Annotated in this window: 20 protein-coding genes and 3 tRNA genes; 15 read left to right on the top strand and 8 right to left on the bottom strand. The window is 44.2% G+C overall.

What is annotated here, in order from left to right:
* Positions 1-65 precede the first annotated feature (65 nt).
* The 4 genes from ftsH (at position 66) to FTU54_RS05195 (ending at position 4,054) form a co-directional block, all read left to right on the top strand.
* Positions 66-1,955, top strand: a complete 1,890-nt coding sequence (gene ftsH, locus FTU54_RS05210) for an ATP-dependent zinc metalloprotease FtsH (protein ID WP_005176319.1) — start codon at positions 66-68, stop codon at positions 1,953-1,955.
* A 113-nt stretch (positions 1,956-2,068) separates the two neighbouring features.
* On the top strand, positions 2,069-2,683 hold the full coding sequence (locus FTU54_RS05205; RefSeq protein ID WP_180046087.1) for a GNAT family N-acetyltransferase: 615 nt from the start codon (positions 2,069-2,071) through the stop codon (positions 2,681-2,683).
* Between the two features lie 78 nt (positions 2,684-2,761).
* Positions 2,762-3,613, top strand: a complete 852-nt coding sequence (gene folP, locus FTU54_RS05200) for a dihydropteroate synthase (protein WP_180054305.1) — start codon at positions 2,762-2,764, stop codon at positions 3,611-3,613.
* 126 nt (positions 3,614-3,739) lie between these two features.
* A complete protein-coding gene (locus FTU54_RS05195; RefSeq protein WP_045796482.1) occupies positions 3,740-4,054 on the top strand; it encodes a DUF5713 family protein in 315 nt (104 codons plus the stop codon).
* Between the two features lie 363 nt (positions 4,055-4,417).
* On the opposite strand, the gene FTU54_RS05190 is transcribed toward FTU54_RS05195, so the two are convergent.
* A tRNA-Leu gene (locus FTU54_RS05190) sits at positions 4,418-4,503 on the bottom strand.
* A gap of 199 nt (positions 4,504-4,702) precedes the next feature.
* On the opposite strand from FTU54_RS05190, the gene FTU54_RS05185 reads away from it, so the two are divergent.
* Positions 4,703-6,472 carry an alkaline phosphatase gene (locus FTU54_RS05185; protein WP_168383269.1) on the top strand — a complete coding sequence of 590 codons (1,770 nt, stop codon included), beginning with the start codon at positions 4,703-4,705 and terminating at the stop codon, positions 6,470-6,472.
* Between the two features lie 120 nt (positions 6,473-6,592).
* Here FTU54_RS05185 and FTU54_RS05180 read toward each other — a convergent pair whose 3' ends face one another.
* From FTU54_RS05180 to FTU54_RS05170, 3 genes are all read right to left on the bottom strand, one after another.
* Complete coding sequence (locus FTU54_RS05180) at positions 6,593-7,243, bottom strand: hypothetical protein (protein WP_257222788.1); 651 nt, start codon at positions 7,241-7,243, stop codon at positions 6,593-6,595.
* Positions 7,244-7,334: 91 nt separating this feature from the next.
* Positions 7,335-7,420 (bottom strand) — tRNA-Leu (locus FTU54_RS05175).
* Positions 7,421-7,434: 14 nt separating this feature from the next.
* Positions 7,435-7,508, bottom strand: a tRNA-Cys gene (locus FTU54_RS05170).
* 153 nt (positions 7,509-7,661) lie between these two features.
* Here FTU54_RS05170 and folD point away from each other — a divergent pair.
* Together folD and FTU54_RS05160 are read left to right on the top strand one after the other, a co-directional pair.
* A complete protein-coding gene (gene folD, locus FTU54_RS05165) occupies positions 7,662-8,510 on the top strand; it encodes a bifunctional methylenetetrahydrofolate dehydrogenase/methenyltetrahydrofolate cyclohydrolase FolD (RefSeq protein ID WP_005176331.1) in 849 nt (282 codons plus the stop codon).
* 201 nt (positions 8,511-8,711) lie between these two features.
* Positions 8,712-9,380 carry a methyltransferase gene (locus tag FTU54_RS05160; RefSeq protein ID WP_180054322.1) on the top strand — a complete coding sequence of 223 codons (669 nt, stop codon included), beginning with the start codon at positions 8,712-8,714 and terminating at the stop codon, positions 9,378-9,380.
* Positions 9,381-9,410: 30 nt separating this feature from the next.
* Here FTU54_RS05160 and FTU54_RS05155 read toward each other — a convergent pair whose 3' ends face one another.
* Both FTU54_RS05155 and FTU54_RS05150 read right to left on the bottom strand, forming a co-directional pair.
* On the bottom strand, positions 9,411-9,845 hold the full coding sequence (locus FTU54_RS05155) for a hypothetical protein (protein ID WP_005176335.1): 435 nt from the start codon (positions 9,843-9,845) through the stop codon (positions 9,411-9,413).
* Positions 9,846-10,020: 175 nt separating this feature from the next.
* Positions 10,021-11,850: a phosphoenolpyruvate carboxykinase (GTP) gene (locus FTU54_RS05150; protein WP_104470892.1), complete on the bottom strand. Its 1,830-nt coding sequence runs from the start codon at positions 11,848-11,850 to the stop codon at positions 10,021-10,023.
* A 416-nt stretch (positions 11,851-12,266) separates the two neighbouring features.
* On the opposite strand from FTU54_RS05150, the gene FTU54_RS05145 reads away from it, so the two are divergent.
* The 5 genes from FTU54_RS05145 to FTU54_RS05125 all read left to right on the top strand — a co-directional run bounded on the left by FTU54_RS05145 (position 12,267) and on the right by FTU54_RS05125 (position 16,581).
* Complete coding sequence (locus tag FTU54_RS05145; RefSeq protein ID WP_168399598.1) at positions 12,267-13,205, top strand: diacylglycerol kinase family protein; 939 nt, start codon at positions 12,267-12,269, stop codon at positions 13,203-13,205.
* Positions 13,186-13,944, top strand: a complete 759-nt coding sequence (locus FTU54_RS05140; RefSeq protein WP_016659956.1) for a metallophosphoesterase — start codon at positions 13,186-13,188, stop codon at positions 13,942-13,944. The genes FTU54_RS05145 and FTU54_RS05140 overlap by 20 nt, the downstream gene beginning before the upstream one ends.
* Before the next feature lie 200 nt (positions 13,945-14,144).
* Positions 14,145-14,435 carry a co-chaperone GroES gene (gene groES, locus FTU54_RS05135; RefSeq protein WP_004810787.1) on the top strand — a complete coding sequence of 97 codons (291 nt, stop codon included), beginning with the start codon at positions 14,145-14,147 and terminating at the stop codon, positions 14,433-14,435.
* A 57-nt stretch (positions 14,436-14,492) separates the two neighbouring features.
* Positions 14,493-16,127 carry a chaperonin GroEL gene (gene groL / locus FTU54_RS05130; protein ID WP_180054307.1) on the top strand — a complete coding sequence of 545 codons (1,635 nt, stop codon included), beginning with the start codon at positions 14,493-14,495 and terminating at the stop codon, positions 16,125-16,127.
* A gap of 259 nt (positions 16,128-16,386) precedes the next feature.
* A complete protein-coding gene (locus FTU54_RS05125) occupies positions 16,387-16,581 on the top strand; it encodes a hypothetical protein (protein WP_180046074.1) in 195 nt (64 codons plus the stop codon).
* Here FTU54_RS05125 and FTU54_RS05120 read toward each other — a convergent pair.
* Positions 16,568-16,945, bottom strand: coding sequence for a hypothetical protein (locus FTU54_RS05120; protein ID WP_180046072.1), 378 nt, complete (start codon positions 16,943-16,945; stop codon positions 16,568-16,570). The two genes, FTU54_RS05125 and FTU54_RS05120, sit on opposite strands and share 14 nt — an antisense overlap.
* A 512-nt stretch (positions 16,946-17,457) precedes the next feature.
* Between FTU54_RS05120 and FTU54_RS05115 the strand changes: the two genes are divergently transcribed.
* Positions 17,458-19,248 carry a YadA C-terminal domain-containing protein gene (locus FTU54_RS05115; RefSeq protein WP_180046070.1) on the top strand — a complete coding sequence of 597 codons (1,791 nt, stop codon included), beginning with the start codon at positions 17,458-17,460 and terminating at the stop codon, positions 19,246-19,248.
* Positions 19,249-19,453: 205 nt separating this feature from the next.
* Entirely contained in the window at positions 19,454-20,608 is a 1,155-nt protein-coding gene (locus FTU54_RS05110; protein ID WP_180046068.1) for a LuxR C-terminal-related transcriptional regulator, read from the top strand.
* Between the two features lie 38 nt (positions 20,609-20,646).
* On the opposite strand, the gene FTU54_RS05105 is transcribed toward FTU54_RS05110, so the two are convergent.
* A complete protein-coding gene (locus FTU54_RS05105; protein ID WP_168381651.1) occupies positions 20,647-21,825 on the bottom strand; it encodes a hypothetical protein in 1,179 nt (392 codons plus the stop codon).
* 283 nt (positions 21,826-22,108) lie between these two features.
* Here FTU54_RS05105 and FTU54_RS05100 point away from each other — a divergent pair, with 283 nt between their 5' ends.
* Positions 22,109-25,201, top strand: coding sequence for a multidrug efflux RND transporter permease subunit (locus tag FTU54_RS05100; RefSeq protein WP_180046066.1), 3,093 nt, complete (start codon positions 22,109-22,111; stop codon positions 25,199-25,201).
* Positions 25,202-25,211 lie beyond the last annotated feature (10 nt).

The following is a 25,211-nucleotide window of genomic DNA, read 5'->3' as shown; positions in this document are numbered from 1 at the left end:
AGCTTTAACATTAAGGTCACCCTGTAAAGGGCATGATCAAATTAGATTGATATGGGAATAAAGCTTTGAGCGATCTCTTCAAGAATGCCGTATTGTGGCTAATTATACTTGGTGTACTGATTCTGATTTTCAGTAACATCAATGGCAGTGATAAGCCAACGTCAATGAACTATTCCGAGTTCGTTGCGGCGGTGGATGCTGGTCAAATTAAAAAAGTTACAATTGATGGCGAAAGAATTAGTGGTGAAAAAGCCAATGGCTCACCATTTGAAAGTATTCGTCCGGCGGTTCAAGATCCTGAACTCATGCCGAGCCTCATTGAAAACAACGTTGTTGTTGAAGGTACTGCACCTCAACGTCAAGGTTTGTTGATGCAACTACTCATTGCTAGTTTCCCTGTACTTTTAATCATTTTGTTATTCATGTTCTTTATGCGCAACATGGGTGGCGGTGCAGGTGGTAAAAACGGCCCAATGAGCTTTGGTAAGTCCAAAGCGAAAATGCTGTCTGAAGACCAGATTAAAGTAACCTTTGCCGATGTTGCAGGTTGTGATGAAGCCAAACAGGAAGTGGTTGAAATTGTCGACTTCCTGAAAGATCCGGCCAAATTTAAACGTTTGGGGGCAACCATTCCGAAAGGCGTGTTAATGGTTGGTCCTCCGGGTACCGGTAAAACTTTGCTGGCAAAAGCCATTGCTGGCGAAGCTAAAGTGCCATTCTTCAGTATTTCAGGTTCTGACTTCGTAGAAATGTTCGTGGGTGTGGGCGCCTCTCGTGTCCGTGACATGTTCGAGCAGGCGAAACGCCACGCGCCATGTATTATCTTTATTGACGAGATTGATGCGGTCGGTCGTCACCGTGGTTCAGGTACCGGTGGTGGTCATGATGAGCGTGAGCAGACCTTAAACCAGATGCTGGTCGAAATGGACGGTTTTGAAGGTAATGAAGGTATTATTGTCATTGCTGCAACCAACCGTGCCGATGTACTGGATAAAGCTTTATTACGTCCAGGTCGTTTTGACCGTCAGGTGATGGTGGGCTTACCCGATATTAAAGGTCGTGAGCAAATCTTGAATGTTCACCTGAAAAAATTGCCTTCAACCACAGGTGTGGATGTAAAAGTCCTTGCACGTGGTACACCGGGCTTCTCGGGTGCACAGTTGGCCAACTTGGTGAACGAAGCAGCGCTATTTGCTGCACGTCGTAACAAGAACACGGTCGACATGCATGACTTTGAAGACGCCAAAGACAAGCTGTACATGGGTCCTGAACGTAAATCAATGGTGATTCGTGAAGAAGAACGTCGTGCGACGGCTTATCATGAAGCAGGCCATGCCATTGTGGCAGAAATGCTGCCGGGTACGGATCCTGTGCATAAAGTCACGATTATGCCGCGCGGTTGGGCGCTGGGTGTAACCTGGCAGTTGCCTGAGTTTGACCAGACCAGCCATTACAAAGACAAGATGCTGAAAGAAATTTCAATCCTGTTTGGTGGTCGTATTGCTGAAGAAATTTTCATTAATCAGCAATCTACCGGTGCATCGAACGACTTTGAGCGTGCAACCAAAATGGCGCGTGCCATGGTGACCAAATACGGTATGTCGGACAAACTAGGTGTGATGGTTTATGAAGATGATTCACAGCAATCCTTCATGGGCAGCCTGGGTAGCCGGACCATTTCTGAAGCGACGCAGCTGGAAGTGGACCGTGAAGTGCGCCGCATTCTGGATGAGCAATATAAAGTGGCCTGGGATATCCTGGAAAACAACAAAGATATTGCCCATGCTATGGTAAAAGCGCTGATGGATTGGGAAACCATTGATCGTGAGCAGATTCGTGACATTATGGAAGGTCGTGAACCACAGCCACCAAAAGTATATGTTGCAGAAAATCCGGTGATTGATGTAACCCCAAGCAATGGTCCAAGCACACCGCCACCATTGCCAGCCAACTAAGAATATTTTAAGAAAACCACCTTCGGGTGGTTTTTTTATGGCTATTGTTTTGTCATATCTAGTTGAATGCTATAGTATAGTCAATTTATAAAAATCACTGAGTAAAAATAAGAATGACTTTACCTGTTCTGGAATCCAGTATTTATCAGCTACGTTTAGAACCACTGAGCTGGGAACATTTTGCAGAATTAGAAAATGCATGTGCCGAAGGGGGCTTGGGGGAAGTGTTATATAATTCGGTACCTTACCTACATAAACTTAAACACTACTTTACCCAAGCTTTTGAACAGCAGTCCAAAGGTGAAAGAATGGCTTTTGCCGTGATTGATTTAACTTCAGACCGAGCAATCGGCACCACCAGCTTTCATGATATCAAGCCGGAAATTCCACGTGTTGAAATTGGCTTTACCTGGTATGCCAAACCTTATCAACGAACCTATGTAAACCGGGTCTGTAAATATCTTTTGCTGCAGCATGCATTTGAAGAGCTGAATGCTCAAGTGGTAGGCTTTCGGACTGATCATCTGAATCTTAAAAGTCAAAAAGCTATTGAAGCTCTGGGTGCCAAACAGGATGGCATCATTAGATGTCATATGCTGCGTAAAGATGGCGTGACACTCAGAGATAGTTATATCTATAGTATTTTAAAAAGCGAATGGGTTGATGTAAAAGCGTTACTGCAATCCAAGCTGATGCAATATTCCAATAAGAACTATTTTGAAATCTAGCTATTGAATAGATTGAGCTTTGCTTTATTGATCTTTCCATAAGACAATACCGGGGTTATTGTGAACTAGGATTGAACCATGCAGCTGAAGCCACTACGACCACAGATCTGGACTTTCGGTCATTTGAAACTGGATTTGTCTCAGCCGCATGTAATGGGAATTTTAAATGTGACTCCGGATTCCTTTAGCGATGGGGGGCTGCACAATCAGAAAGATCAGGCAGTAGTAAAAGCCCTGGAAATGATTGCTGAAGGTGCCACCGTCATTGATGTGGGGGGTGAATCGACCCGTCCCGGCGCAGCGGTGGTGGAAATTGAGGAAGAAATCCGCCGGGTGGTGCCTGTGGTCGAGGAGCTGGCCAAACTAAATGTGGTGATTTCAATTGATACTTCACAGCCAGAGGTGATTCGTGCGGCAGTAGCGGCCGGTGCGCATATCTGGAATGATGTGCGGGCTTTAACCCGTCCTCAGGCTCTGGAAACCGCGGCAGAATTAGATATTCCGGTGATCATCATGCATATGCGCGGTGAGCCAACCACCATGAATAATCTGGATCAATATGAAGATGTCACTACAGATGTTATTCGTGAACTCTCGCAACGGGTTCAGGATGCACTGGATGCCGGGGTCAAGGCTGAAAACATTATGATTGATCCGGGCTTTGGTTTTGCCAAAAATGCCCAGCAAAATCTGCAATTGCTAAATGAGTTCTATAAACTGACTGACATGGGTTATCCAATTTTATCTGCCTTGTCGCGTAAACGTTTTATTGGCAGTGTGCTGGATGCCGCAGAGCCACAGCAACGTGCAGTTGGTTCAGCCACTGCGCATTTGCTGAGTATTCAGCAGGGTGCCTGTATGGTGCGCGCGCATGATGTGAAAGCTACCGCCGATGCCATTAAAATCTGGCAGGCGATGCAATTGGCTTAAGGGCTGCTCTATACCAGCCTGCTTTATATCATATGGGTATTCAAATCTCGCTCAGTTTGGCTTTTCAGGGGCTTTGTGCTATATAGCCTGTCTTGAATTTGACCTTTTGTAGTTTTGAGTGCCTGTATGTTTACAGATTTACTTCTCCCCATGTTTGACGATGACTATTATCCCGATATTCTGGTCGCTGAAATCAAACAGTCCATTGAACAGTTTGCGAAAAAAGTCGCCAAGCCGAATTTGTCCGAGGCTGACATTTATCACTTCGCGCATGAAACGGTAAACGTCATCAACAAGATGAAACCACAATTTGAAGATCTGGATTCCTCACTGGATGATACTGCAGCGGATTATATTGCTGAAGCGATGATGATGGTGCTGCAAGACGCCGGCTATTTTGAGCTGGAAATGGAAGAGCTGGTATCCAATCGAGAGTGGTAAGCCGCTCTCTTTTTTTATGATGGAATGATCTGGGTTTGAGATGATCCCATCGCTCAATCTTACAGGGTGTCCAGTAAATAGCAGCTCTGTTTCGGATATGCTTTAGTCCTCTCATCTACCTGCACGACCTACTCAGTGTGTTGCTCTGCTGTGCGGGCGTTTCTTGATCATATTAAATGCTTGATTCATCGGCGGCATAAATGCTTGAAAAACAGCTTGGCAAGGTGAGTAGGGTGACCTGATATTTCATTCTTCTTTTTATATTTCTTCTCTTTCTATTCAATCTGTTTTATTAAATTTCGGGCATAAAAAAACCAGCTTGACGCTGGGTAATTTATTGCACCATTTTAAGATCTATTAAAATGGTGCCCGAGGCCAGACTCGAACTGGCACGCTTTGAGGGCGGGGGATTTTAAATCCCCTGTGTCTACCGATTTCACCACTCGGGCATGTGCGCAATAATAGAGGAGGATGGAAAACTTGGCAAGTAAATTTGCTTACAATTGCTTTCTTTTCAAGCAAATCATTGTATTAGCCTAAACTCGAAGCAGGCTGGATGTCGACTGTCATCATTTTTTCATAAAAATGAGATCAAAGCTAAACCTCGGTTTTCTAAGGTAGTGCAAATAAAAACAACAGGAAAACCGTATGACAACGCACATGAACCGTCGCGAACTGATTCAAAAAACCATTGCAGGTTTTGGGGCACTGTCTTTGCCACTCAGCTTAACTGCCTGTGGCGATGATGATCCAGAGCATTCATCTCCTGATGCGCCACAAATACAATTTTTACATGGCGTGGCCAGTGGTGACCCATTGGCAGACCGGGTGATTCTATGGACCCGTCTTAGCCCCGAAGATACGGCTATGCGTCTGGAAGTACAGTGGGAAATCGCGACCGATCAGGCGTTTCAGCACATTGTAAATACGGGCAAAGTGCTGACCACACAGGCGCAGGACTTTACCGTCAAAGTTGATGCAGACGGTTTAGAAGCCAATCAGACCTATTTCTACCGTTTCCGCTATGGCGCACAAAGCTCACTGGTGGGCCAGACCAAAACCTTGCCGCTTGATACTGCTGCAGTAAAGTTTGCAGTCTGTTCCTGCTCCAATTATCCGGCCGGTTATTTCCATGTCTATAAGGAAATGGCCAAGGAAAATCTGGATGTAGTCATCCACCTGGGTGATTATATTTATGAATATGGCGCCGATGGTTATGCCACTGAAGATGCCGAAAAACTGGGACGTACCCTGGCCGCCGATAATAATCAGGAAATTATCCGTTTAGATGATTATCGCAAGCGTTATGCTCTGTATCGTGGAGATGCCGATTTGCAGGCAGTGCACCAGCGTCATCCGTTTATTGTAATCTGGGATGACCACGAGCTAACCAATGACACTTGGATGGAAGGGGCGGAGAATCATCAGGACAACGAAGGTGATTTCTTTGCACGCAAGTTGGCTGCATTGCAGGCCTATTTTGAGTGGATGCCAATTCGTCCGGTCTCTGAAAATGACCATCTGAATATTTACCGCCAGTTCAATTTCGGTCAGCTGGTGCAGTTGAATATGCTGGATACGCGGGTACTAGCACGTCACAAGCAGCTGGATTATGCCCATTATTTAACCGCGACCGGTCTGGATGCCGCCCGATTTAGCGCAGATTTAACTGACACTAACCGTACCTTGCTTGGACGTACTCAGTTTGCCTGGCTGGCCCAGCAGCTGACTCAATCTCAAGCCACCTGGAATGTGCTGGGGCAACAGGTGCTGATGGCGAAAATGCTGATTCCGGCGGAAATCTTGCAGGTGCTCGGGCAAATCACCAGGGGTCAGGCAACCGTAGAGACCTTGGCCAATGTCGAGCGGATGCTGGTAGAACTGGTCACATTGAAAAGCCGTTATTTACAGGGCGATCCCACTTTAACCGCACAGGAAAAGGCCCGTATTTTGACCGTGGTGCCGTATAATCTGGATGCCTGGGATGGCTATGCTTATGAGCGTGAAGCACTGTATAGCGTATTGGGTCAACTGGGTAAAAAAGTGGTGGTGCTGGCGGGCGATACTCATAATGCCTGGTCTGCACAGCTGTATGATGCCCAGCAGAACTTTGTCGGGGTGGAGCTGGCCACCAGTTCGGTGTCCTCTCCGGGGATGGAAAAATATCTGCAGATTCCGGCGGCCAAGCTATACGAATTTGAATTTGCCTTTAATACCCTGATTGATGAGCTGAGTTATTGCAACCTGAATCAGCGAGGTTATCTGACCGTCAGCTTTACGGCAGATGAGATGCTGGCCGAGTGGAAATTCGTGAACACGGTCAAAGCAGCAGATTATCAACTGGATGATGCGCGTTATCACCGTCTGCAATACACGCCGGCTCTGGTGGAAATTAAAGACCTGCCGGCCAGTGCTTAAACCCTGTTTCTATAAAAAACAGGGATTGTCCCGGTTTTTTTATTGGCTGATTTCGTTGAGATAACTGTCCAGATCAATAAATTTAATCTGCTGCGCAAACTTGTGTTCAACCTGCATGATTTACTGATGCAGATTGGCATATTTCATCCGCTGTAGCGCCAGGTCTGCATAGCGTGCCGAACTTTTGGGATAAAAGTACATTTTTAGGTGGGTATTACGAAGCTGACGATATGACCAGTACGCTGCACGGCGAATCTGCTGCAAACAGTATTGCTGTTCTGGTGTAGCCTCATGACGAAACAGGTTTTCTTTATAAAAACGTACAAAGCCAAAACTCAGGGCAAAAAAGAACAGTATCCCTTGCAATAGCACGCTTTGCCAGTAATAGACATTTAGCGCCTGCACTAAAATCACGATCGCCAGTTTGATTGGGGTATGGCGGAGCATGCGATATAAGGCCGCTGCACTGTGTTTGAGTTGGTAAATCACATAGGGTGTCGTGAGCATCAACAGCAACATGAGCGCTAAAATTGCCATACTTTTGCTTTGTGCGGCATCAAACTGTGGCAAGTGCTGCTGAATCGCATCTGCAAAGACCATCGACAGCGGAATAAAAATCAGCAGGGCCAGCACCCAGGGGAGGATTTCTTTCCACTCATCCAGCATGCCTTTGATTTTTATTGCGCCATACAGCAGAAAATTGCGTTTAAATGCAGCCGGATGGTGTTGTTGTAGCTGTTGTAGAAAAAGCAGGGGCTGTTGTGGGGTCATGGACAGGGTCAACGCAGAAGCTAAATTGCAGGCATAAAAAAACCAGCTTGACGCTGGATTCTTTACTGCACCATTTTAAGATCTGTTAAAATGGTGCCCGAGGCCAGACTCGAACTGGCACGCTTTGAGGGCGGGGGATTTTAAATCCCCTGTGTCTACCGATTTCACCACTCGGGCATTTTTACCAAGATTGGAGGCGGAGGTCGGAATCGAACCGGCGTCCACGGAGTTGCAGTCCGCTGCATGACCACTCTGCCACCCCGCCACGTCTTGGTGATGCACATATTAGCAAGCTCTGGAAAAAAAACAATACTATAAATCGCGCATATGCACATAAATTCGGCATATGAAAGAAAATTGCCTAAATTATCATGTATTATTTGCAAAATTGATTCCTATCAACATTTGGAGATGTGCCGTGGCATTAGTTTTGGATGGTCGTGCATTAGCAAAGCAAATTGAAGCTGACTTGTTAACACGCGTAGAAGCATTAAAGGCGAAAACAGGTCGTACCCCAATTCTGGCGACTATTTTGGTAGGTGACGACGGTGCATCTGCAACTTATGTACGTATGAAAGGGAATGCCTGCCGCCGTGTCGGTATGGACTCTTTAAAAATCGAGCTTCCACAGGAAACCACCACTGAGCAGTTACTGGCTGAAATTGAAAAACTCAATGCCAATCCTGATGTACACGGTATCCTGTTACAGCATCCGGTACCGGCACAAATTGATGAGCGTGCCTGCTTCGATGCCATTTCACTTGAAAAAGATGTCGATGGTGTGACTTGTTTGGGTTATGGTCGTATGGCGATGGGTGAAGCGGCCTATGGTTCGGCAACACCAGCGGGCATCATGACTATTCTGAAAGAAAACAACATCGAAATCGCGGGTAAACATGCAGTGGTGGTTGGTCGTTCGGCTATTCTGGGTAAACCAATGTCGGCGATGCTGCTAGAAGCCAATGCAACTGTAACCACCTGTCACTCACGCACACAAAACCTGGCTGAATTCGTGAAGCAGGCAGACATTATTGTGGGCGCAGTTGGTAAAGCTGAACTGATTCAGAAAGACTGGATTAAGCCAGGTGCAGTGGTCGTTGATGCGGGCTTCCACCCACGTGAAGGCGGCGGTGTTGGTGATATCCAACTCGTTGGTATCGAAGACATCGCTTCTGCTTACACACCAGTGCCAGGTGGTGTTGGTCCGATGACGATTACAACCTTGATTCGTCAAACCGTAGAAGCGGCTGAGAAGGCTTTGGGTTAATAAATTGACCTCTCCCTGACCCTCTCTTGCGCTTCGATTTAAAAGCAGTGCTTTAAATCTTGCTCAGGAGAGGGAAAAATCATTGTAAAAATAATGGATACTCCTTCTCTTGCGCCGTATACGGCTCAGGGAGAAGGTTGGGATGAGGGTAAAACCTCTAACATCAGATTTTTGCTGAAATACATAAAGAATAAAAACCCAATGAGCTGCACCTTTCAATTTCCTAAAGCCCCTGAACATCTATTAAGTGCTTTGCATGATGTGATTCCACATTGTGAACTGCAGGCACAGCAATTGCCTGAAACACCGATTTCACTTTGGTTGATTCCGCCGGTTTTTCCCACCGATAAACTCGATGATGAAGTGATCCGCCGGATCTGGAATGATACGCCATACTGGATTTTCTGCTGGGCCTCAGGATTGGCGATGGCACAGTGGTTGCTAGCTGAGCCGCATCATGTGAAAGATAAAGTAGTGCTAGATTTTGGCGCAGGTTCAGGTGTGGTGGCCATTGCTGCCAAAATGGCGGGTGCTAAACGGGTGATCTGCTGTGATATTGATCAGGTCAGTCTGGATGCCTGTCGAGTCAATGCCGAACTTAATGGCGTCGAGCTGGAATATCTGGATGATCTCTACAAAGCCGAGCAGGTTGATGTACTACTCGCAGCGGATGTGCTATACGATCAATGCAACCGTTTTTTCCTGGATGAGTTTTTAAAATTTGCCCCAGAAGTGTGGGTGGCGGACAGCCGGGTGAAAAACTTTAGCCATCCCAAATATGAAAAGCTGGATGAGCGTAGTGCCACCACTTGGCCCGATTTAGATGAGTCGCCCGAATTTCGTAATGTCAGTTTTTATAAGACGCTGTAAACAGCGTCTTTTTTATTGGCTTGCAGAAGCTTAAGAGCAGGTATAGCGCACCACAGTTAAAGTGCTTGGGCGGGCAGTGAGGGCATCACGTGTGGCCGGATTTTCACTGCTGTGCAGGCCAGGGGTATTCGACAGGCTGAAGGTGGCACGGGTATCGCCAATTTGACGTCCTGGAGCAGTAAGATTATTACCGGCCGCCGGGTTGGCAATTTCATTGACGCTGAGAATATTTAATTTAAAGACTTTATTGCTGGCCAGCACTTTCTGGCAGGCACGTTGTAGGCGCTGTTCATCTAATTGCTGATTGTTGCGTGTTGCAAGGGTGTAAGCCAAGGTGGCTGTGCTGTCAGTGCGGCTTTCGATCTGATAACCGACATTGCCATTAAATTCGCGTGGCCCACTCTGGCAGGCAGTGAGCAGGGTAACCGTACAGGCAAGTCCTAAAAGTTTATAAGTATTGTTCATTGCTATTATGGCTCATGATCTCTAATTTATACTTTCAAGTATGCCATAAAAGCCTGACCTGGGGACGACTGCTTTCCTCAATGATGTGTTGAAATTTATTGCCGGTAAAATGTAGCGTATATAGGCAGGCAATAAAAAAGGCCGCTTTCGCGACCTCTTTCATGTTAATCAGCAATTAAGCAGATTTAACCGCTTCTAAAAGCTCAGCTTGACGTTTTTTCAATGCTTCTGGTAAACGATCACCCAGTTTATTGAATAACTCAGTGTGGCTTTCCAGTTCTTTGATCCATTGATCTTTGTCTTGTGCTGTCACAGTTTCAAATTGCTCTTTAGAGAAATCTAAACCAGTCCAGTTCAGCTGTTCGTAAGTTGGAACGCGGCCAATTGGAGTGTCTACAGCATCTGCACGACCTTCACAACGGTCAATGATCCACTCAAGTACACGCATGTTTTGACCGAAACCAGGCCATACGAAGTTGCCTTCAGCATCACGACGGAACCAGTTCACGTTGTAGATACCAGGCAGTTTGTTACCTGCAGCTTCAGCTTTCGCACCCACTTTCTCACCCATTTCTAACCAGTGAGAGAAGTAGTCCGCCATGTTGTAACCCGCGAATGGCAGCATTGCGAATGGGTCACGACGAACGATACCTTGTTGACCAACCGCAGCAGCAGTGGTTTCAGAACCCATGGTTGCCGCTTTATACACGCCATCAACCCAGTCAAATGCTTCTGAAATTAGAGGCACTGTGTCTGCACGGCGACCACCAAAGATGAATGCAGAGATTGGAACACCTGCTGGATTTTCCCAGTCAGCATCAATTGAAGGACATTGACCTGCAGATACGGTGAAACGCGCGTTTGGATGCGCTGCTTTTTCTTCACCAGTATGTGGTTGACCTTTCCAGTTGGTCAGGTTTGCAGGTGCTTCTTTAGAAAGACCTTCCCACCATACTTCGCCATTGTCAGTCACAGCAACGTTGGTATAGATCACGTCTTTGTGCAGCGTCGCCATACAGTTCGGGTTAGTTTTGGTGTTTGTACCAGGTGCTACACCGAAGAAACCAGCTTCAGGGTTGATTGCGTATAGACGACCATCTTCACCTGGTTTGATCCAGGCAATATCGTCACCTACAGTTTCAATCTTCCAGCCTTCATAACCAGCTGGTGGAATCAGCATCGCGAAGTTGGTTTTACCACATGCAGATGGGAATGCCGCTGCGATGTAGTGTTTTTCGCCTTGAGGATTGGTCACGCCAAGAATCAGCATGTGTTCAGCTAACCAGCCTTGTTGACGACCCATGAACGATGCAATACGTAACGCCAGGCATTTTTTACCTAACAATGCGTTACCGCCGTAACCTGAACCGTAAGACCAGATTTCACGTGTTTCTGGATAGTGCACGATGTATTTTTCTTTGTTGCAAGGCCATGCAACATCTTTTTCACCTTCGGCAAGCGGAGCGCCTACAGTGTGTACACATGGAACGAATTCGCCATCTGTACCTAATACGTCATAAACAGCTTTACCCATACGAGCCATTTTAGACATGCTGACTGCAACATAAGGAGAGTCAGTTAACTCGATCCCGATGTGTGCAATGTGTGAACCGAGTGGACCCATTGAGAATGGAACCACATACAGCGTACGACCTGCCATTGAACCGTCAAATAAACCGTTCAATTTTTCGCGCATTACTGCAGGCGCTTCCCAGTTGTTGGTCGCACCGGCATCTTCCTGGTTTTCAGAGCAGATGTAAGTACGGTCTTCAACACGAGCTACGTCAGAAGGATCAGAGTTTGCAAGATAAGAACCAGGGTGAGTTTCTTGGTTAAGCGCTTGCATTGTGCCGTTAGCGATCATCAAGTCGATATAACGTTGATATTCTTCTGCGCTACCGTCACACCATTCAATTTTTGCTGGTTTTGTTAATTTAGCAATCTCTTCCACCCAAGCAATAAGCTTAGGGTGACGAACGAATTCTGGTGCGTTCACTTGGGTCATGGTGAGGCCTATCTAAAATGTGTACAAACTGTTGTACAAAGTACAATCTGAGAGATGAAATGAACCGCTCAGATGAAATATGAAAAAAAAGTGGCTGTATTAAAGCACAAAATGACGAAAAAAATAAGACTAAAGGACTAAAGGAATTATTTTGGTAGTTAATGCAATCTAAATGATAAGTTTATAAAAAACAAAAAGATAATGTTTAAATAAGGGGGTATCTTATTTATTTTTTATATTTATGTATATTATTTAATTTATTTATTTCTTTTTAAAACAATAATTTATATCTAAATTTTTTCTGAGAATCATTATTGATTAAATAAATGGTGGTAATTCGATTTTTACATAAAGGTGCTTTAAATTTCCACTTAATTGGCTGAAATTAGAACAAATGCTTTAAAGATGTGGACAAAATGTCTGAACAATTCAAGCCATTGTCTATTGTGTATAACAAAAAATCAGGCTTTCATGCGACCCATAAAACCGAGGTGTATGAAGAGCTGATCCAGATTTTTTCCCAATACGGTTTTGAAATCCAGTCCTTTGATATCGAACAGTATGCCAGTTTTGATGAATTAATGGCGCAGGTATTTTTACGTCATCAGGACCCGGACAATTATGGCGTGGTGGTGGCCGCAGGGGGCGATGGCACCTTGAATGCTGTGGCGGCCAAACTAATTCATACCGATATTCCCATGGGCATTTTACCTTTAGGTACCTTTAACTATGTGGCCCGCGTATTTGATATTCCGGTGGATATTATTCAGGCAGCGCATGTGATTGCAACCGGCCGGCCACGCAAGGCGCATATCGCGCGGATCAATGAACACATCTATTTAAACAATGCCAGCTTAGGGCTGTATCCTTTATTTATCCAGAAACGGGAGCTGTATAACCGCTATCTGGGTCGCTTTCCTTTACATGCCTATACCTCCGGTCTGGATGTACTGATTCGCCATCGCAAGGAACTGAAATTAAAAGTTGAAGTCGATGGCAAGCTGTTTCCGGTGAAAACTCCGTTGGTATTTTTTGGCAATAACCAGCTGCAATTGTCGGAGATGAATTTGCGTATTGCTGCAGCGGTGGCACAGGGCAAGGTGGCCGGCATTGTGGTGGCGAAAAGCGATAAGTTGACCTTGTTTAAAATTTTATGGCAGCTGGTGAAAGGGGAAATTGAACAAGCACCCGATGTATATACTTTTGCTGCAGATCAGGTGGTGATTCACGCACAACTAAAAACCATGCAGGTGGCCATTGATGGTGAAATTGTCCGGATGCGACCACCGCTAAAAGTCACAGTGGAAAAAAATGCCTTAAATATGATGGTGCCTTATGATTCTGCATCTGTCTGATTTGCATTTTGGCACCGAAAAGCCGGCCTGCATGGCAGCCATCCGGCAATTTTGCCTGGAGCATCAGGCTGAAGCGATAGTGGTCAGTGGTGATTTAACCCAGCGTGCGCGTTTTAAACAGTTTTATGACTGTAAGCAGTTTCTCGACAGCCTGGAGCGGCCGTATCTGGTGGTGCCGGGCAATCATGATATTCCGCTATTCGATTTATGGACCCGTTTTGTCAATCCATTTGCGCGTTATCAGCTGTTTTTTGGCAAGATGGAAACTGTGCTGGAAACCGAGCATTTTTTTCTGATTGGTTTAAACAGTATCCGGCGGCGTTACCATACCCGCGGGCATATTTCGCTGGCGCAAATCCAGCTGGTCGATCAGATTCTGGCCGCGGCGCCGGCGCATAAAATCAAGCTGATTGCTGCGCATCAACCGTTTTATACCCCGCCGGATGATCCGCATGGGGTAAAAGACTGTCCAATGCTTGGCAAAATGGCGCTGGAAAGCTGGAGCCAGCATGGCCTGTTCGGGCTGTTGCATGGTCATCTGCATCAGTCCGCAGTCTATGATTTAAACCAGATTTATCATTTGCAGGCCAGTCATCCGGTGCTGGATATTCATGCCGGCACGGCGCTGTCTTATCGTCTGCATCATCGTTTTAATAACAGCTTTAATGTGATTCATGACAGCGGTGAAATTCAGGCCTATTTTTTTAATGAACGCACGCAAAAATTTGAACCGTATTAGAAATATGAGGAATAAAGCGACAGTGGTCTGATGGCTGGCGAAAAAAAAGACAAAAAACAGATTTTTTTTCATTTTTCCCCTTGAAGCGTTTTTTTCCATCCCCACAAAAGTGACATCTAAAATTCATTTTGATGATGACCAAAGGAATAAATAAGTCGTCATCAGTTATCTAACGAAGACTTAGTCTGATGGAGTTATTTATGAGCAACATTCGTCCATTACATGACCGTGTAGTAATTCGTCGTGTCGAAGAAGAAACAAAAACTGCTGGCGGCATTTTATTGCCAGGTTCTGCTGCTGAAAAACCTGCTCAGGGTGAAATCATTGCAGTTGGTAATGGTCAAATCACAGACAATGGCGTACGTGCATTAGATGTGAAAGTTGGCGATAAAGTATTGTTTGGTACTTATGCCGGCACCACTGTAAAAGTAGACGGTGAAGAACTGCTTATTATGAAAGAGTCTGACATTTTAGCTGTTTTAGAAGGCTAATTTCTCACTAACTCAATGGTTATCAGATTTAGTTAAGATTTAAAATTGGAGTAAATCATGTCAGCTAAAGACGTAAAATTTGGTGATTCAGCTCGTAGCAAAATGATTGCGGGTGTCAACATTCTTGCAGATGCAGTGAAAGTAACTTTAGGTCCTAAAGGCCGTAACGTGGTGATCGACCGTTCTTTCGGCGCACCGCACATCACTAAAGATGGTGTTTCTGTTGCGAAAGAAATCACGTTAAAAGACAAGTTCGAGAACATGGGTGCGCAACTGGTTCGTGAAGTGTCTTCTAAAACCAATGACATTGCAGGTGACGGTACCACAACTGCAACTGTATTGGCGCAAGCCATCCTGAACGAAGGCATCAAGTCAGTGACTGCGGGTATGAACCCAATGGACTTGAAACGCGGTATCGACATCGCGGTGAAAACTTTAGTGGCTGAAATCAAATCAACTGCACAACCTGCATCTGATTCGAAAGCAATTGAACAAGTCGGTTCGATCTCTGCAAACTCTGACACCACTGTAGGTGCTTTAATTGCACAAGCAATGGAAAAAGTGGGCAAAGAAGGCGTAATCACTGTTGAAGAAGGTTCAGGCTTTGAAGATGCGCTTGACGTTGTAGAGGGTATGCAGTTTGACCGTGGTTATATCTCTCCATACTTCGCCAACAAACAAGACACGCTCACTGCTGAACTTGAAAACCCGTTCATCCTGCTGGTAGACAAGAAAGTCAGCAACATCCGTGAACTGATTACGGTTCTTGAAGCAGTTGCAAAAACCGGTAAGCCACTATTAATTATCGCTGAAGATGTTGAAGGTGAAGCGCTTGCAACGCTTGTTGTGAACAACATGCGCGGCATCATCAAAGTATGTGCGGTGAAAGCACCTGGCTTCGGTGACCGTCGTAAAGCAATGCTGCAAGACATCGCGATTTTAACTGGTGGTACTGTGATTTCTGAAGAAATCGGTATGCAGTTAGACCAAACAACGCTTGAACACTTAGGTACTGCACACAAAGTAACTGTATCTAAAGAAAACACCGTGATTGTGGATGGTGCGGGTAACGCAGGCCAAATCGCTGAGCGTGTTCAACAAATCCGTGCGCAAATCGAAGAATCGACTTCTGAATACGATAAAGAAAAACTTCAAGAACGCGTTGCTAAATTGGCAGGCGGTGTAGCAGTGATCAAGATCGGTGCTGCAACTGAAGTTGAAATGAAAGAGAAAAAAGACCGCGTAGACGACGCGCTTCATGCAACTCGCGCTGCAGTTGAAGAAGGTGTGGTTGCTGGTGGTGGTGTTGCACTGGTACGTGCTGCCAAAGCACTTGACGGTGTAACAGGTGCCAACGATGACCAAAACGTAGGGATCAACATCCTGCGCCGTGCAATCGAAGCGCCGCTTCGTCAAATCGTGGCAAACGCAGGTGATGAACCATCTGTTGTGATCAACGCTGTGAAAAATGGTGAAGGTAACTTCGGTTATAACGCTGCAACTGGTGAATACGGCGACATGCTTGAAATGGGTATTCTTGACCCAGCGAAAGTAACCCGTTCTGCACTTGAGCATGCTGCATCTGTTGCGGGCCTAATGTTGACCACTGAATGTATGATCACTGAAATCCCAGAAGATAAACCTGCGATGCCAGATATGGGTGGCATGGGTGGTATGGGCGGCATGATGTAAGTCATCGTCCGATCATCGATCATAAAAAATCCCCGCATTTGCGGGGATTTTTTTATTGAAATATTAATAAAAAGTTATATTTTTTGTTTAAAATAAAGTAGAATCTGAGACTTATTTTTAATTACTGCCAGTAAGTGTTAACTGTGTAGTTGTTTTGGGGAAAATCCCAAAAAAGTTGGGTTTTTAAAGTTTTATTATTGGTTTTTATGAACTTTTAGTTTATATTTTTATCAATATGTAATTGATATTTTTTGATACTATGGATAAATCAGTTATTATAAACAATGAGGAAGCTGCAGTAGTTGAGCGCCGTACTGAATTTATATTGGTCAGTAGGGCGGAGTTAAAATCATTATATAAAAAGATAAAAGACTATGAGGAGCGAATAAGAAAATATGAGCTACAGGAAAGAAAAACTTTAGAATTTCTTGCAAAAAAAATTAACCGTGGCTAAGTTCATCAATTAACTTTTTAATCAATTCTTTCTGCTGACTTTTTAAAGCACGAAATTTGAGAAAATAATCCAAATCTAATGAGTCCAATTCAGTCAACTGGGATTCTAAATTGCCAGTTTCATCGCCAAATCTTAACCATTGATTTGACACATTAAGCCAAATTGCTAAGGTCGCTAATTTATCTTGATTTGGAATTGCTTTGCCTAATATCCAGTTATTTGCAGACTGTACAGATATAGGTTGGCCATCATAACGATGATTAAACTCTTTTGATAAATAAGTAGGGCTGATCGGGTGTTTTGAATTCTGGAGAGCTTGTTTCAAGCGCTCTGCAAACAAAATTTTTTCTTGTTGGCTACTCATATATTTTTACTGATTAAGGCCTCGATATGTAACACTTTTTTAAAGTGTATTTAAACTACTATTTTCAAAGAGTAGATTTTAGGAAAACTTTACAGGGATTTCAATTGTACTACATTTATTTGTACTCTCTTCTACGTAATTATTTGTAACTCATAGCTTTCTTTCTTATGAAGCAATACTTTTGGCAGATTTTATCAATCAGAATTACAATAAAATTGAATTAATATAAACCAAAAGTTTATGCTTGTTTATTCATATAATATGTTTTAAAACAGTAAGTTATGGTTGATTTTTTTTAATCTTTGGCAATAAATTTAAATTTTTAATTAAAATAAATCAAATTTTGATTGATATTTTTGTTTCAGTTTGTATATTATTGCTTCAGGACCGCTAGAGCAGCGGTAACCGGGTGGATGGCATTCTCCAGAACAACCAGACATTCAACTCAGTTTTGCTGGTTTACATCATCCTAGGGTAGGCCAGTCTTTTTATAAAAATTGAAGGAAATTTATATGAAATTTCAGAAAACGCTTTTAGCAGCAAGCTTGGCAGTAGTAGCAGTATCAGCAAATGCTAAAGTAGCTAATCCAACCCAGCAATCAGAAGGTATTTTTGATGGTGATTATATTTATTCACCTGTATTAAATACTGGTAATAACTGGGTAGACTTAGGTACGGGCACGGTTACAGGAACAACGGGCTCTACAGGATCTGCACAAACTTATGAGATCTTTAATTATAAGACTGAATCTGGTAAGAATGTTGTTAGTTTGACTAAATTAGGTTCTACGACTTCTGAAGGTTACTTTGAGATTGTTACTGACAAAGTAACAGGTCAAAGCCGTTTAGTTGAATACAAAGGTGGCGATGTTCTTTTAAATACTTTGTCTGATGGTGGTCAGTTGAGTGATGTAACCACTGGTACAATAGTTACTGGTTATGAATTAAAAGAAGTTAATGATGAACATCTGATTTATGGCTATCAAGGTAATGTTGGTGCAGCAAACAGAATTCTTGAGGGTGCATATATTAATCCAGAAGGTGAAACTGAAGAGTTTGAAGGTACTTTAGTGCAACCAGGTGCTTCTGTAAGTAAATATGTGAATACGGGTATTATTGGTAACACTGGTGCTTACAATGCTGCTGGTCAGCCAGTTGATGTATCTAAAAATATTTATGGTGTAAGTGCTAAAGATGGCAACAATTTTGTTGCATTAACAGGTAATGGTATTGCATTAGCTGATCTTAGCTTAGGCACTCTTCAGTATGACGGCAGTGTTATTACAAATGAAAAACAAGTAGGTGCAGCAAATAGTTCGACATTAAAAACTCGTCAATATACTATTAATGGTCGTACAATTCTTGAAGTTTATAATGATGACGCTGGTAATGAAGTTGCTTCAAAATTCTATGCAGCAACTGAAAATGCTGATGGTAATTATACACTGGCAGGAGTTGCTGATGTAACAGCAGCAGATGTAGCTGATTTATTACCAACTCGTACAGGTACAGCAACATATACAACTGGTAAATTTGAACAAGCAGTTGTTCATAATACAATTACTAATAAAAATGTAACTTATAGCGAATCGGTTACATCTGTAGATAAATCTAAACTTCAAGCAGGTATTGTAAAAACTACTGGTGTTACTGGTGCTACTGCAGTCGCTAATGAAAACGTTGGTGAGGCTACTATCAAAACTACTCAATCAGTTTCAACTGGTGTGATTAATAAAGTAGATGACCAAAACGTTTATGGCGTTGAAGTTAAGAAAACGACTGTTGATTCAGAAGGTAAGCAAACTACTGCAACAACAAAAATCACTGCTGACTATGTTGACTCTGGTGACTTCCGTATCAATGGTGTAAGTATCGTTGATAACATTAAAGAGTCTGTTGATGGTGCTGTAGCTGGCGCTACTGAAGCTATCGATGCTAAAGTAGCAGAAGTAGATTCTAAAATTGTTGAAGTTGATTCTCGCTTAACTCAGTTTAATACTACGGCTGCTAACTTAAATTCACGTGTTGATCAATTGAATCAACGTGTGGATGATGTTGAGAAAACATCTTACCGTGGTATTGCAATCGCTTTAGCGGCACAACAGCAAATTCCAAATATCGGTGCAGGTCAAATGGCTGTATTCGGTGGTGTAGGTCACTATGAAGGTGAATCAGCAGTTGCATTAGGTCTAGCAAATGTATTTGCAAATGGTAAAACTTCGCTAAGTGCTGCACTGGGTGTTGCAGGTAGTAGTGAAGTGGGTGGCCGTATTGGTCTATCACACGTTTTCGGTGGTAAATAATTTACCAATTTGAGAATGGATTAAACACAGAATCCCCGCATTTGCGGGGATTTTTTTATAGGGGTAAGGATTTATAACCCTATAAAATATCTTGGGGATCTGTCGCATAAAATGTAAGAAATAGATAAGTGGTTCAAAAATAATTAAATGTATGATGATGTTTTGTATTAAATTGGTAGGGCTTAATGATTAAGCTGGGGAAGAGATGAAAGAACAAGAACACCAGATCATTGTGTTAATTTATGATGCCGCGATGGATACGCGTTTGTGGCCACAAGTGATTGAAGCCATTGTGCACTACACCAACAGTAAAACTGCGATCTTTACCGCTTTGGACCAGTTGAGTCCAAGCTATGACTTTGTGCATACCTATAATATTCCTCAAGTCTGTATTGATGCCTATCAGGATGAGCGGATTAAAGTCATTGATATGAAACTGCATGCGCCGTTATGGCAGCAAACCGCGGTAGGAGACACCATTGAGCAAAACTTACAGTCTTATGGCCAGATGCCAGGCACTGATGAATATATCTTTTATGAGCGTTGTCTGGAACCAACCGGGATTTGTCATATCGCAGCAGTCTTACTGGATCAGGGCCAGCATCGTTGGGCAGTTTTAGGCATTCACCGGGCACCAGATGCTCAGCCTTATAGTCCGGAAGAACATGAATTTCTTAGGCGAATCGGTAAGCATTTACGCCGGGCACTACAAATTCATCGGCAGCTTTGTCAGGCCAAGCAGCAGAAACTGGCTTTAGGCCATATTTTAGATCACTTAAAAACGGGCGTGCTGCTACTCGATCAGCAGTCCTGTTTAATCTATTCTAATAAAAAGGCTCAAGCAATTCTTAATCGCTCCAGCCTGATTGAGCTGGACCGTTATAATCATTTAAAAGTGGGCCGCGGCTTTCAGGCCAAACTCGATCAGCTCATTGAGGGGGCAGGTTCGGACTTAAGTCAATGGAGTAAAGAACCAGGCGGGGTGATTGAGCTGACAGCAGCTGATCAGAGTACCTTAATGCTAACGGTGATTCCTTTTAATTTAAGCCAGCTAAAAAATACTGAAGGACTACCAGAACAGGCCTATGTCGCGGTTTTTGTGACTGAAACCGGGCAGAAATATTATTTAGCCAAAGATTATTTAAAGCAGCAGTATCACTTGTCGAATCGGGAAGTTGAGTTATGTGAGGTGCTGATTAATGGTTATAAACTTGAAGAGATTGCAGAGCATTGCAAGCTGACGTTAAGCTCGGTGCGTACCTATTTTAAGAATATTTATGAAAAAACCGGGTGTACATCGCAGATTGAATTGATGCATTTATTAATGGGCTGTACCATTCATTTTGAACATATTGGTTAAAGCTGCCTAAGTCTAGCTTAGACAGCTTCTAAGAGTTTTTAGTTACTACGTTGTAGGGTGAAAGTGTCTTCGCCTTGCGGATGTAAGGTTAGACTTGTTCCTGAGATGCTATAAGTTGCATTAACTTTACTGCCATCCCAAGAGTCTTGTAATCCACCACATTCATTGGTGTCATATAAGACTTCTGTTGGTGTAAGCGTATTTGCTGTAATGGATAACTTACCATATTCAATTCCAGGCCAACCGCAATCGTCACCACCTTCTCCATCTAGGAAGAAGTAGTAATTATTGTCAAAGAAAGCAAAGAGTTGAGTTTCTGAGAACTTCCAAGTGCCGACTAAACCAGATGATTGTTTTACACGTGTCAGTTTATATGTACTATTTGCACCAGGTTCATGCAGAATTAAATAAGTGCCATCCGAGCTTAGAGTGTAGGGTTTACCATCACTAGCATGAGACAGACCTGCTGTACCATTTGTATCGTGAGTAATAGTTGGCTCAAAGCTGTTGTTTAAAGGGTTCCATAGAAGCGAGCCTAATTCAATCCCTGCTTGACTTTCAGCATCTTTTGGAGAAGCTTGTCCGAGTATATAATTACCATTCGTTAATATGTGTATCACTGCTACACTATTATTTTCATGCAATTGCCATGTGCCTGCGATATCTTTATAAAAAACTTGTTGTTGTTTAATAACGATTTCATCAGGGCTTACTAAGACTTGATCATTTAAGAGGTTAGTTTCTGAAATTTGAGTAGAGAAATTCTCAAAGGGTTGATCGAAAGTAATGCTAGGAATGTTTTTTAACTTCTCAAGTATTTCATCACTAATTTGCACTCCATCAGTATCAGGGTCTGAATCTAAAGCATCAATAAAGCTGAGTAGATTCTTTTGGGCAGTTTCATCTGTGAATAAATCTGCAGGAGAAATATTATCCTGAGCTGTAACTAGTCCACCAATTTGTACACCACTAATACTGAATTGAACTTTATCTCCAGATTGGTATTTAAAAGTTTTATTCTCTTCTGTAAGTGTGCCACTTATACCAGAACTGGTTTCATAGCTTACATTATCGACAGAACTATTTAAAAAAGTACCGTAATTCTCAGTGGTTTGATTTGATGGTGGTGGATTCTGATTGCTACCAGAATCATTGTCTGAACCGCCACATGCACTGAGTAAGCCTGCTAAAGTTAAGCATAATAAAGTTTTTTTCATCACGAATTCCTTGTTATTCAAATTGTCATGTCTGCAGTATAGAAATTAGATGAGTTTAGGTGCTATCCCAAAATTGGGAGGGTATAAGCCAAATATGTGAGGAATGATGGAGAAACAAGCATATTTTTGTGACAAAACTGCATTTTTTGATAGGTCGTCATAGAAGATCTATTTAGCTGTGGTAATTTGAGAAACCCTTTTAAGCTTTCTGATTTTGCTGATAAATTTGATGCTCTAGCAAGACTTAAATAACAACGCTGCCACCGAAAAGTGATCCTGTTTTATGCTGTCAAAATTTTTTATTGAACGTCCTATTTTTGCTGGAGTCCTGGCCATTATTGTCATGGCGTTTGGTATTTTTTCCACTTTAGGTTTGCCGGTCGAGCGTTATCCAGATATTGCACCACCCCGCATTACCGTGAGTGCCACTTATACTGGAGCTTCGGCAGAAACAGTGGAGGAGAGCGTGACCCAGGTGCTGGAGCAGCAGATTCGAGGGCTGGATCATCTGCTGTATTTTAGCTCGAGCAGTGATTCTTCGGGGCGCAGCCGTATCAGTATCAGTTTTGAAAATGGCACAGACCCAGATACCGCACAGGTGCAGGTGCAAAATGCGATTAACAGCGCCATTAACCGTTTGCCTGAAGATGTACAGCGCCAAGGCGTGAATGTGTTCAAATCTCTGGGTGATACCCATATGGTCATCGGGTTGTATGACAGCGCTGGTCACAGTTCCAATATTGAACTGTCCGATTATATGATGACCCATCTGGAACAGGATCTGGCGCGTATTGAAGGCGTGGGTGAGGTGGATGTCTTCGGTTCGCAATATGCCATGCGAATCTGGTTGAATCCTTTAAAACTGAAACAGTATGCCTTGATGCCAAGCGATATTCGGGCCGCTGTTGAAGCCCAGAATACCCAGGTGGCAGCCGGCAGTATTGGCGATTTACCCACCGCAACCGATCAGTATTTAAATGCCAAAGTCACCTCCGGTTCACGTTTAAAAACTGTCGAAGAATTTGAAAATGTAATTTTAAAGTCGGCCCAGGACGGCAGTTTTGTTTATTTAAAAGATGTGGCGCGGGTCGAGCTGGGGGCAGAAAATTATCAGTCCTTTAATACGATTAACGGCTATCCTTCAGCTGCGCTGGGCATCTCCCTGGCCTCTGGCGCCAATGCACTGGCGACCTCGGCTTTAATCCAGCAGGAAATTGATCATCTCTCCAAACAGTTGCCTGAAGGCTACAAGATAGTCTATCCACGCGATAATACGCCGTTTGTGAAGGAGTCGATGAAAGAGGTGGTAAAAACCCTCATTGAAGCGATTATTCTGGTGGTGATCGTGATGTTCCTGTTTTTACAGAACTGGCGCGCTACCTTAATTCCGACCATCACCGTACCGGTGGTGATTTTAGGTACCCTGACAGTGCTGTATGTGCTGGGCATGACCATCAATACCTTAACTCTTTTTGCATTGGTACTGGCGATTGGCCTGCTGGTCGATGATGCGATTGTGGTCGTAGAAAATGTTGAGCGTTTGATGCATGAGCAGCAGCTTTCAGCCAAACAGGCGGCAATCCAGTCGATGCAGGAAATTAGCGGGGCACTGGTCGGGATTACCTTGGTGCTGACCGCGGTGTTTATTCCGATGGCATTTTTTGGTGGCTCGACCGGGGTCATCTACCGTCAGTTTTCCATCACCCTGGTGGCCGCGATGTCCTTATCTTTGCTGGTGGCACTGATTTTAACCCCGGCCTTATGTGCCTTAATTTTAAAGCCAAAGCAGAAAACCGCCCGATGGGCCGCCTGGTTTAATCAGAAACTGGAAAATCTGAAACAGCATTATCTGCGTTCTTCAAGCTGGACCCTGCAACATCGCACCATCTCTCTGGTGATTTTTGTGGCTTTAATCGGGGTATTTGCCTTGTTCTATCGAGCCTTGCCGACCAGCTTTATTCCAAGTGAAGATCAGGGCATGCTCACGGTACAATTTAAATTGCAAGAAGGCGCGCCCCTGTCAAAAAGCCGTGAAGTTGGGGAAACGATTCGTGCCTATTTTATTGCACAGGAACAGGCCAATGTTGATCTGGTGATGATTCGCTATGGCCGTAATTTCTCAGGTACTGGTCAGAACTTGGGGCAGGGCTTTATTGCGCTGAAACACTGGGATGATCGTCCGGGCAGTGACAATGCTGCGCAGGCAATTCGTGAGCGGGCCATGCAGCATTTCCAGCGTCATCCGGATGCGCAGATTATGATTGGGATGCCGGCCTCGGTGCGCGGTTTAGGCCAGACCGATGGCCTGCAGTTTTGGCTGCGAGATTTAAATGGGCAGGGCCGTGATTATCTGGAGCAGCAATTCCAGAGCCTGCGCAGTCAGGCCGACCGTTATTCCAGCTTTGCCAATCTGGATAAAAAATCCAATCCGGAAAAAGCCGAGCTGAATGTCAATATTCATCAGAAACAGGCCATGGCCAATGGCCTGAGCCAAGGCGCGATTAACAGCACCTTGTCGGCGGCATGGGGCGGCAGTTATATCAATGACTTTATTGATCGTGGCCGGATTAAACGGGTGATTATGCAGGGTGATGCCGAGTTCCGTGCCACCCCGGAAGATTTACAGGCCTGGTCGGTGCGTAATGCCAACGGGCAGATGGTGCCATTTGGTAATTTTTCTACCCTGAGCTGGGGTGGCGGACCAGAAGTGGTGAACCGGTTTATGGGCTATACCGCACTGGAAATGGAAGCCGATACCGCAGCCGGTGCCAGCTCCGGTCAGGCCATGCAGGATATTCAGCAGCTGGTTGACCAGCAGGACGGTGTTGATCTGGCCTGGAGCGGCTTGTCCTTTGAAGAAAAGCAGTCCAGCAATCAGGCTTTATTGTTGTATCTGGTATCAATTGGTTTTATCTTCCTGTGTCTGGCAGCGCTGTATGAAAGCTGGACCATTCCAACTGCGGTGATGAGCGCGATTCCACTGGGTATTGGTGGTAATATCCTGTTCAGCTACCTGGCCGGGTTCCCGAATGATATCTATTTCCAGATTGCACTGCTGACCACCATCGGCCTGTCCTGTAAAAATGCGATTCTGATTGTCGAGTTTGCTTCGATGGCGCAGCAGCAGGGGCGCAGCGCCGTGGAAGCCGCACTGGAAGGAGCGAGTCTGCGTTTACGTCCTATTCTGATGACCTCGCTGGCCTTTGGGGCCGGGGTCATTCCGCTGGTATTTGCCTTTGGTGCCGGTGCGGTCAGCCGTCAGGAAATTGGCGTGAGTGTGCTGGGTGGAGTGATTTTCGGTACGGTTCTGGTGCTGATCTTTATTCCCTTTATGTATGTACTGGTGCGTTCGATCTTTAAACTGAAACAGGCCTGATCCGCCGGGT

The sequence above is a fragment of the Acinetobacter sp. YH12116 genome (genome assembly GCF_013418895.1).
Classification (GTDB): domain Bacteria; phylum Pseudomonadota; class Gammaproteobacteria; order Pseudomonadales; family Moraxellaceae; genus Acinetobacter; species Acinetobacter indicus.
This window is presented reverse-complemented; position numbering and strand designations above follow the sequence as displayed.

What these genes read in the sequence shown, in the direction of transcription:
- FTU54_RS05110 (WP_180046068.1), top strand. Translation starts at nt 19,454, where the DNA reads ATGAAAGAACAAGAACACCAGATCATTGTGTTAATTTATGATGCCGCG.
- groES (WP_004810787.1), top strand. Translation starts at nt 14,145, where the DNA reads ATGAGCAACATTCGTCCATTACATGACCGTGTAGTAATTCGTCGTGTC.
- folP (WP_180054305.1), top strand. Translation starts at nt 2,762, where the DNA reads ATGCAGCTGAAGCCACTACGACCACAGATCTGGACTTTCGGTCATTTG.
- FTU54_RS05140 (WP_016659956.1), top strand. Translation starts at nt 13,186, where the DNA reads ATGATTCTGCATCTGTCTGATTTGCATTTTGGCACCGAAAAGCCGGCC.
- FTU54_RS05150 (WP_104470892.1), bottom strand. Translation starts at nt 11,850, where the DNA reads ATGACCCAAGTGAACGCACCAGAATTCGTTCGTCACCCTAAGCTTATT.
- FTU54_RS05125 (WP_180046074.1), top strand. Translation starts at nt 16,387, where the DNA reads ATGGATAAATCAGTTATTATAAACAATGAGGAAGCTGCAGTAGTTGAG.
- groL (WP_180054307.1), top strand. Translation starts at nt 14,493, where the DNA reads ATGTCAGCTAAAGACGTAAAATTTGGTGATTCAGCTCGTAGCAAAATG.
- FTU54_RS05105 (WP_168381651.1), bottom strand. Translation starts at nt 21,825, where the DNA reads ATGAAAAAAACTTTATTATGCTTAACTTTAGCAGGCTTACTCAGTGCA.
- FTU54_RS05120 (WP_180046072.1), bottom strand. Translation starts at nt 16,945, where the DNA reads ATGAGTAGCCAACAAGAAAAAATTTTGTTTGCAGAGCGCTTGAAACAA.
- FTU54_RS05205 (WP_180046087.1), top strand. Translation starts at nt 2,069, where the DNA reads ATGACTTTACCTGTTCTGGAATCCAGTATTTATCAGCTACGTTTAGAA.
- FTU54_RS05160 (WP_180054322.1), top strand. Translation starts at nt 8,712, where the DNA reads ATGAGCTGCACCTTTCAATTTCCTAAAGCCCCTGAACATCTATTAAGT.
- FTU54_RS05155 (WP_005176335.1), bottom strand. Translation starts at nt 9,845, where the DNA reads ATGAACAATACTTATAAACTTTTAGGACTTGCCTGTACGGTTACCCTG.
- FTU54_RS05145 (WP_168399598.1), top strand. Translation starts at nt 12,267, where the DNA reads ATGTCTGAACAATTCAAGCCATTGTCTATTGTGTATAACAAAAAATCA.
- FTU54_RS05195 (WP_045796482.1), top strand. Translation starts at nt 3,740, where the DNA reads ATGTTTACAGATTTACTTCTCCCCATGTTTGACGATGACTATTATCCC.
- FTU54_RS05100 (WP_180046066.1), top strand. Translation starts at nt 22,109, where the DNA reads ATGCTGTCAAAATTTTTTATTGAACGTCCTATTTTTGCTGGAGTCCTG.
- FTU54_RS05180 (WP_257222788.1), bottom strand. Translation starts at nt 7,243, where the DNA reads ATGACCCCACAACAGCCCCTGCTTTTTCTACAACAGCTACAACAACAC.
- FTU54_RS05185 (WP_168383269.1), top strand. Translation starts at nt 4,703, where the DNA reads ATGACAACGCACATGAACCGTCGCGAACTGATTCAAAAAACCATTGCA.
- FTU54_RS05115 (WP_180046070.1), top strand. Translation starts at nt 17,458, where the DNA reads ATGAAATTTCAGAAAACGCTTTTAGCAGCAAGCTTGGCAGTAGTAGCA.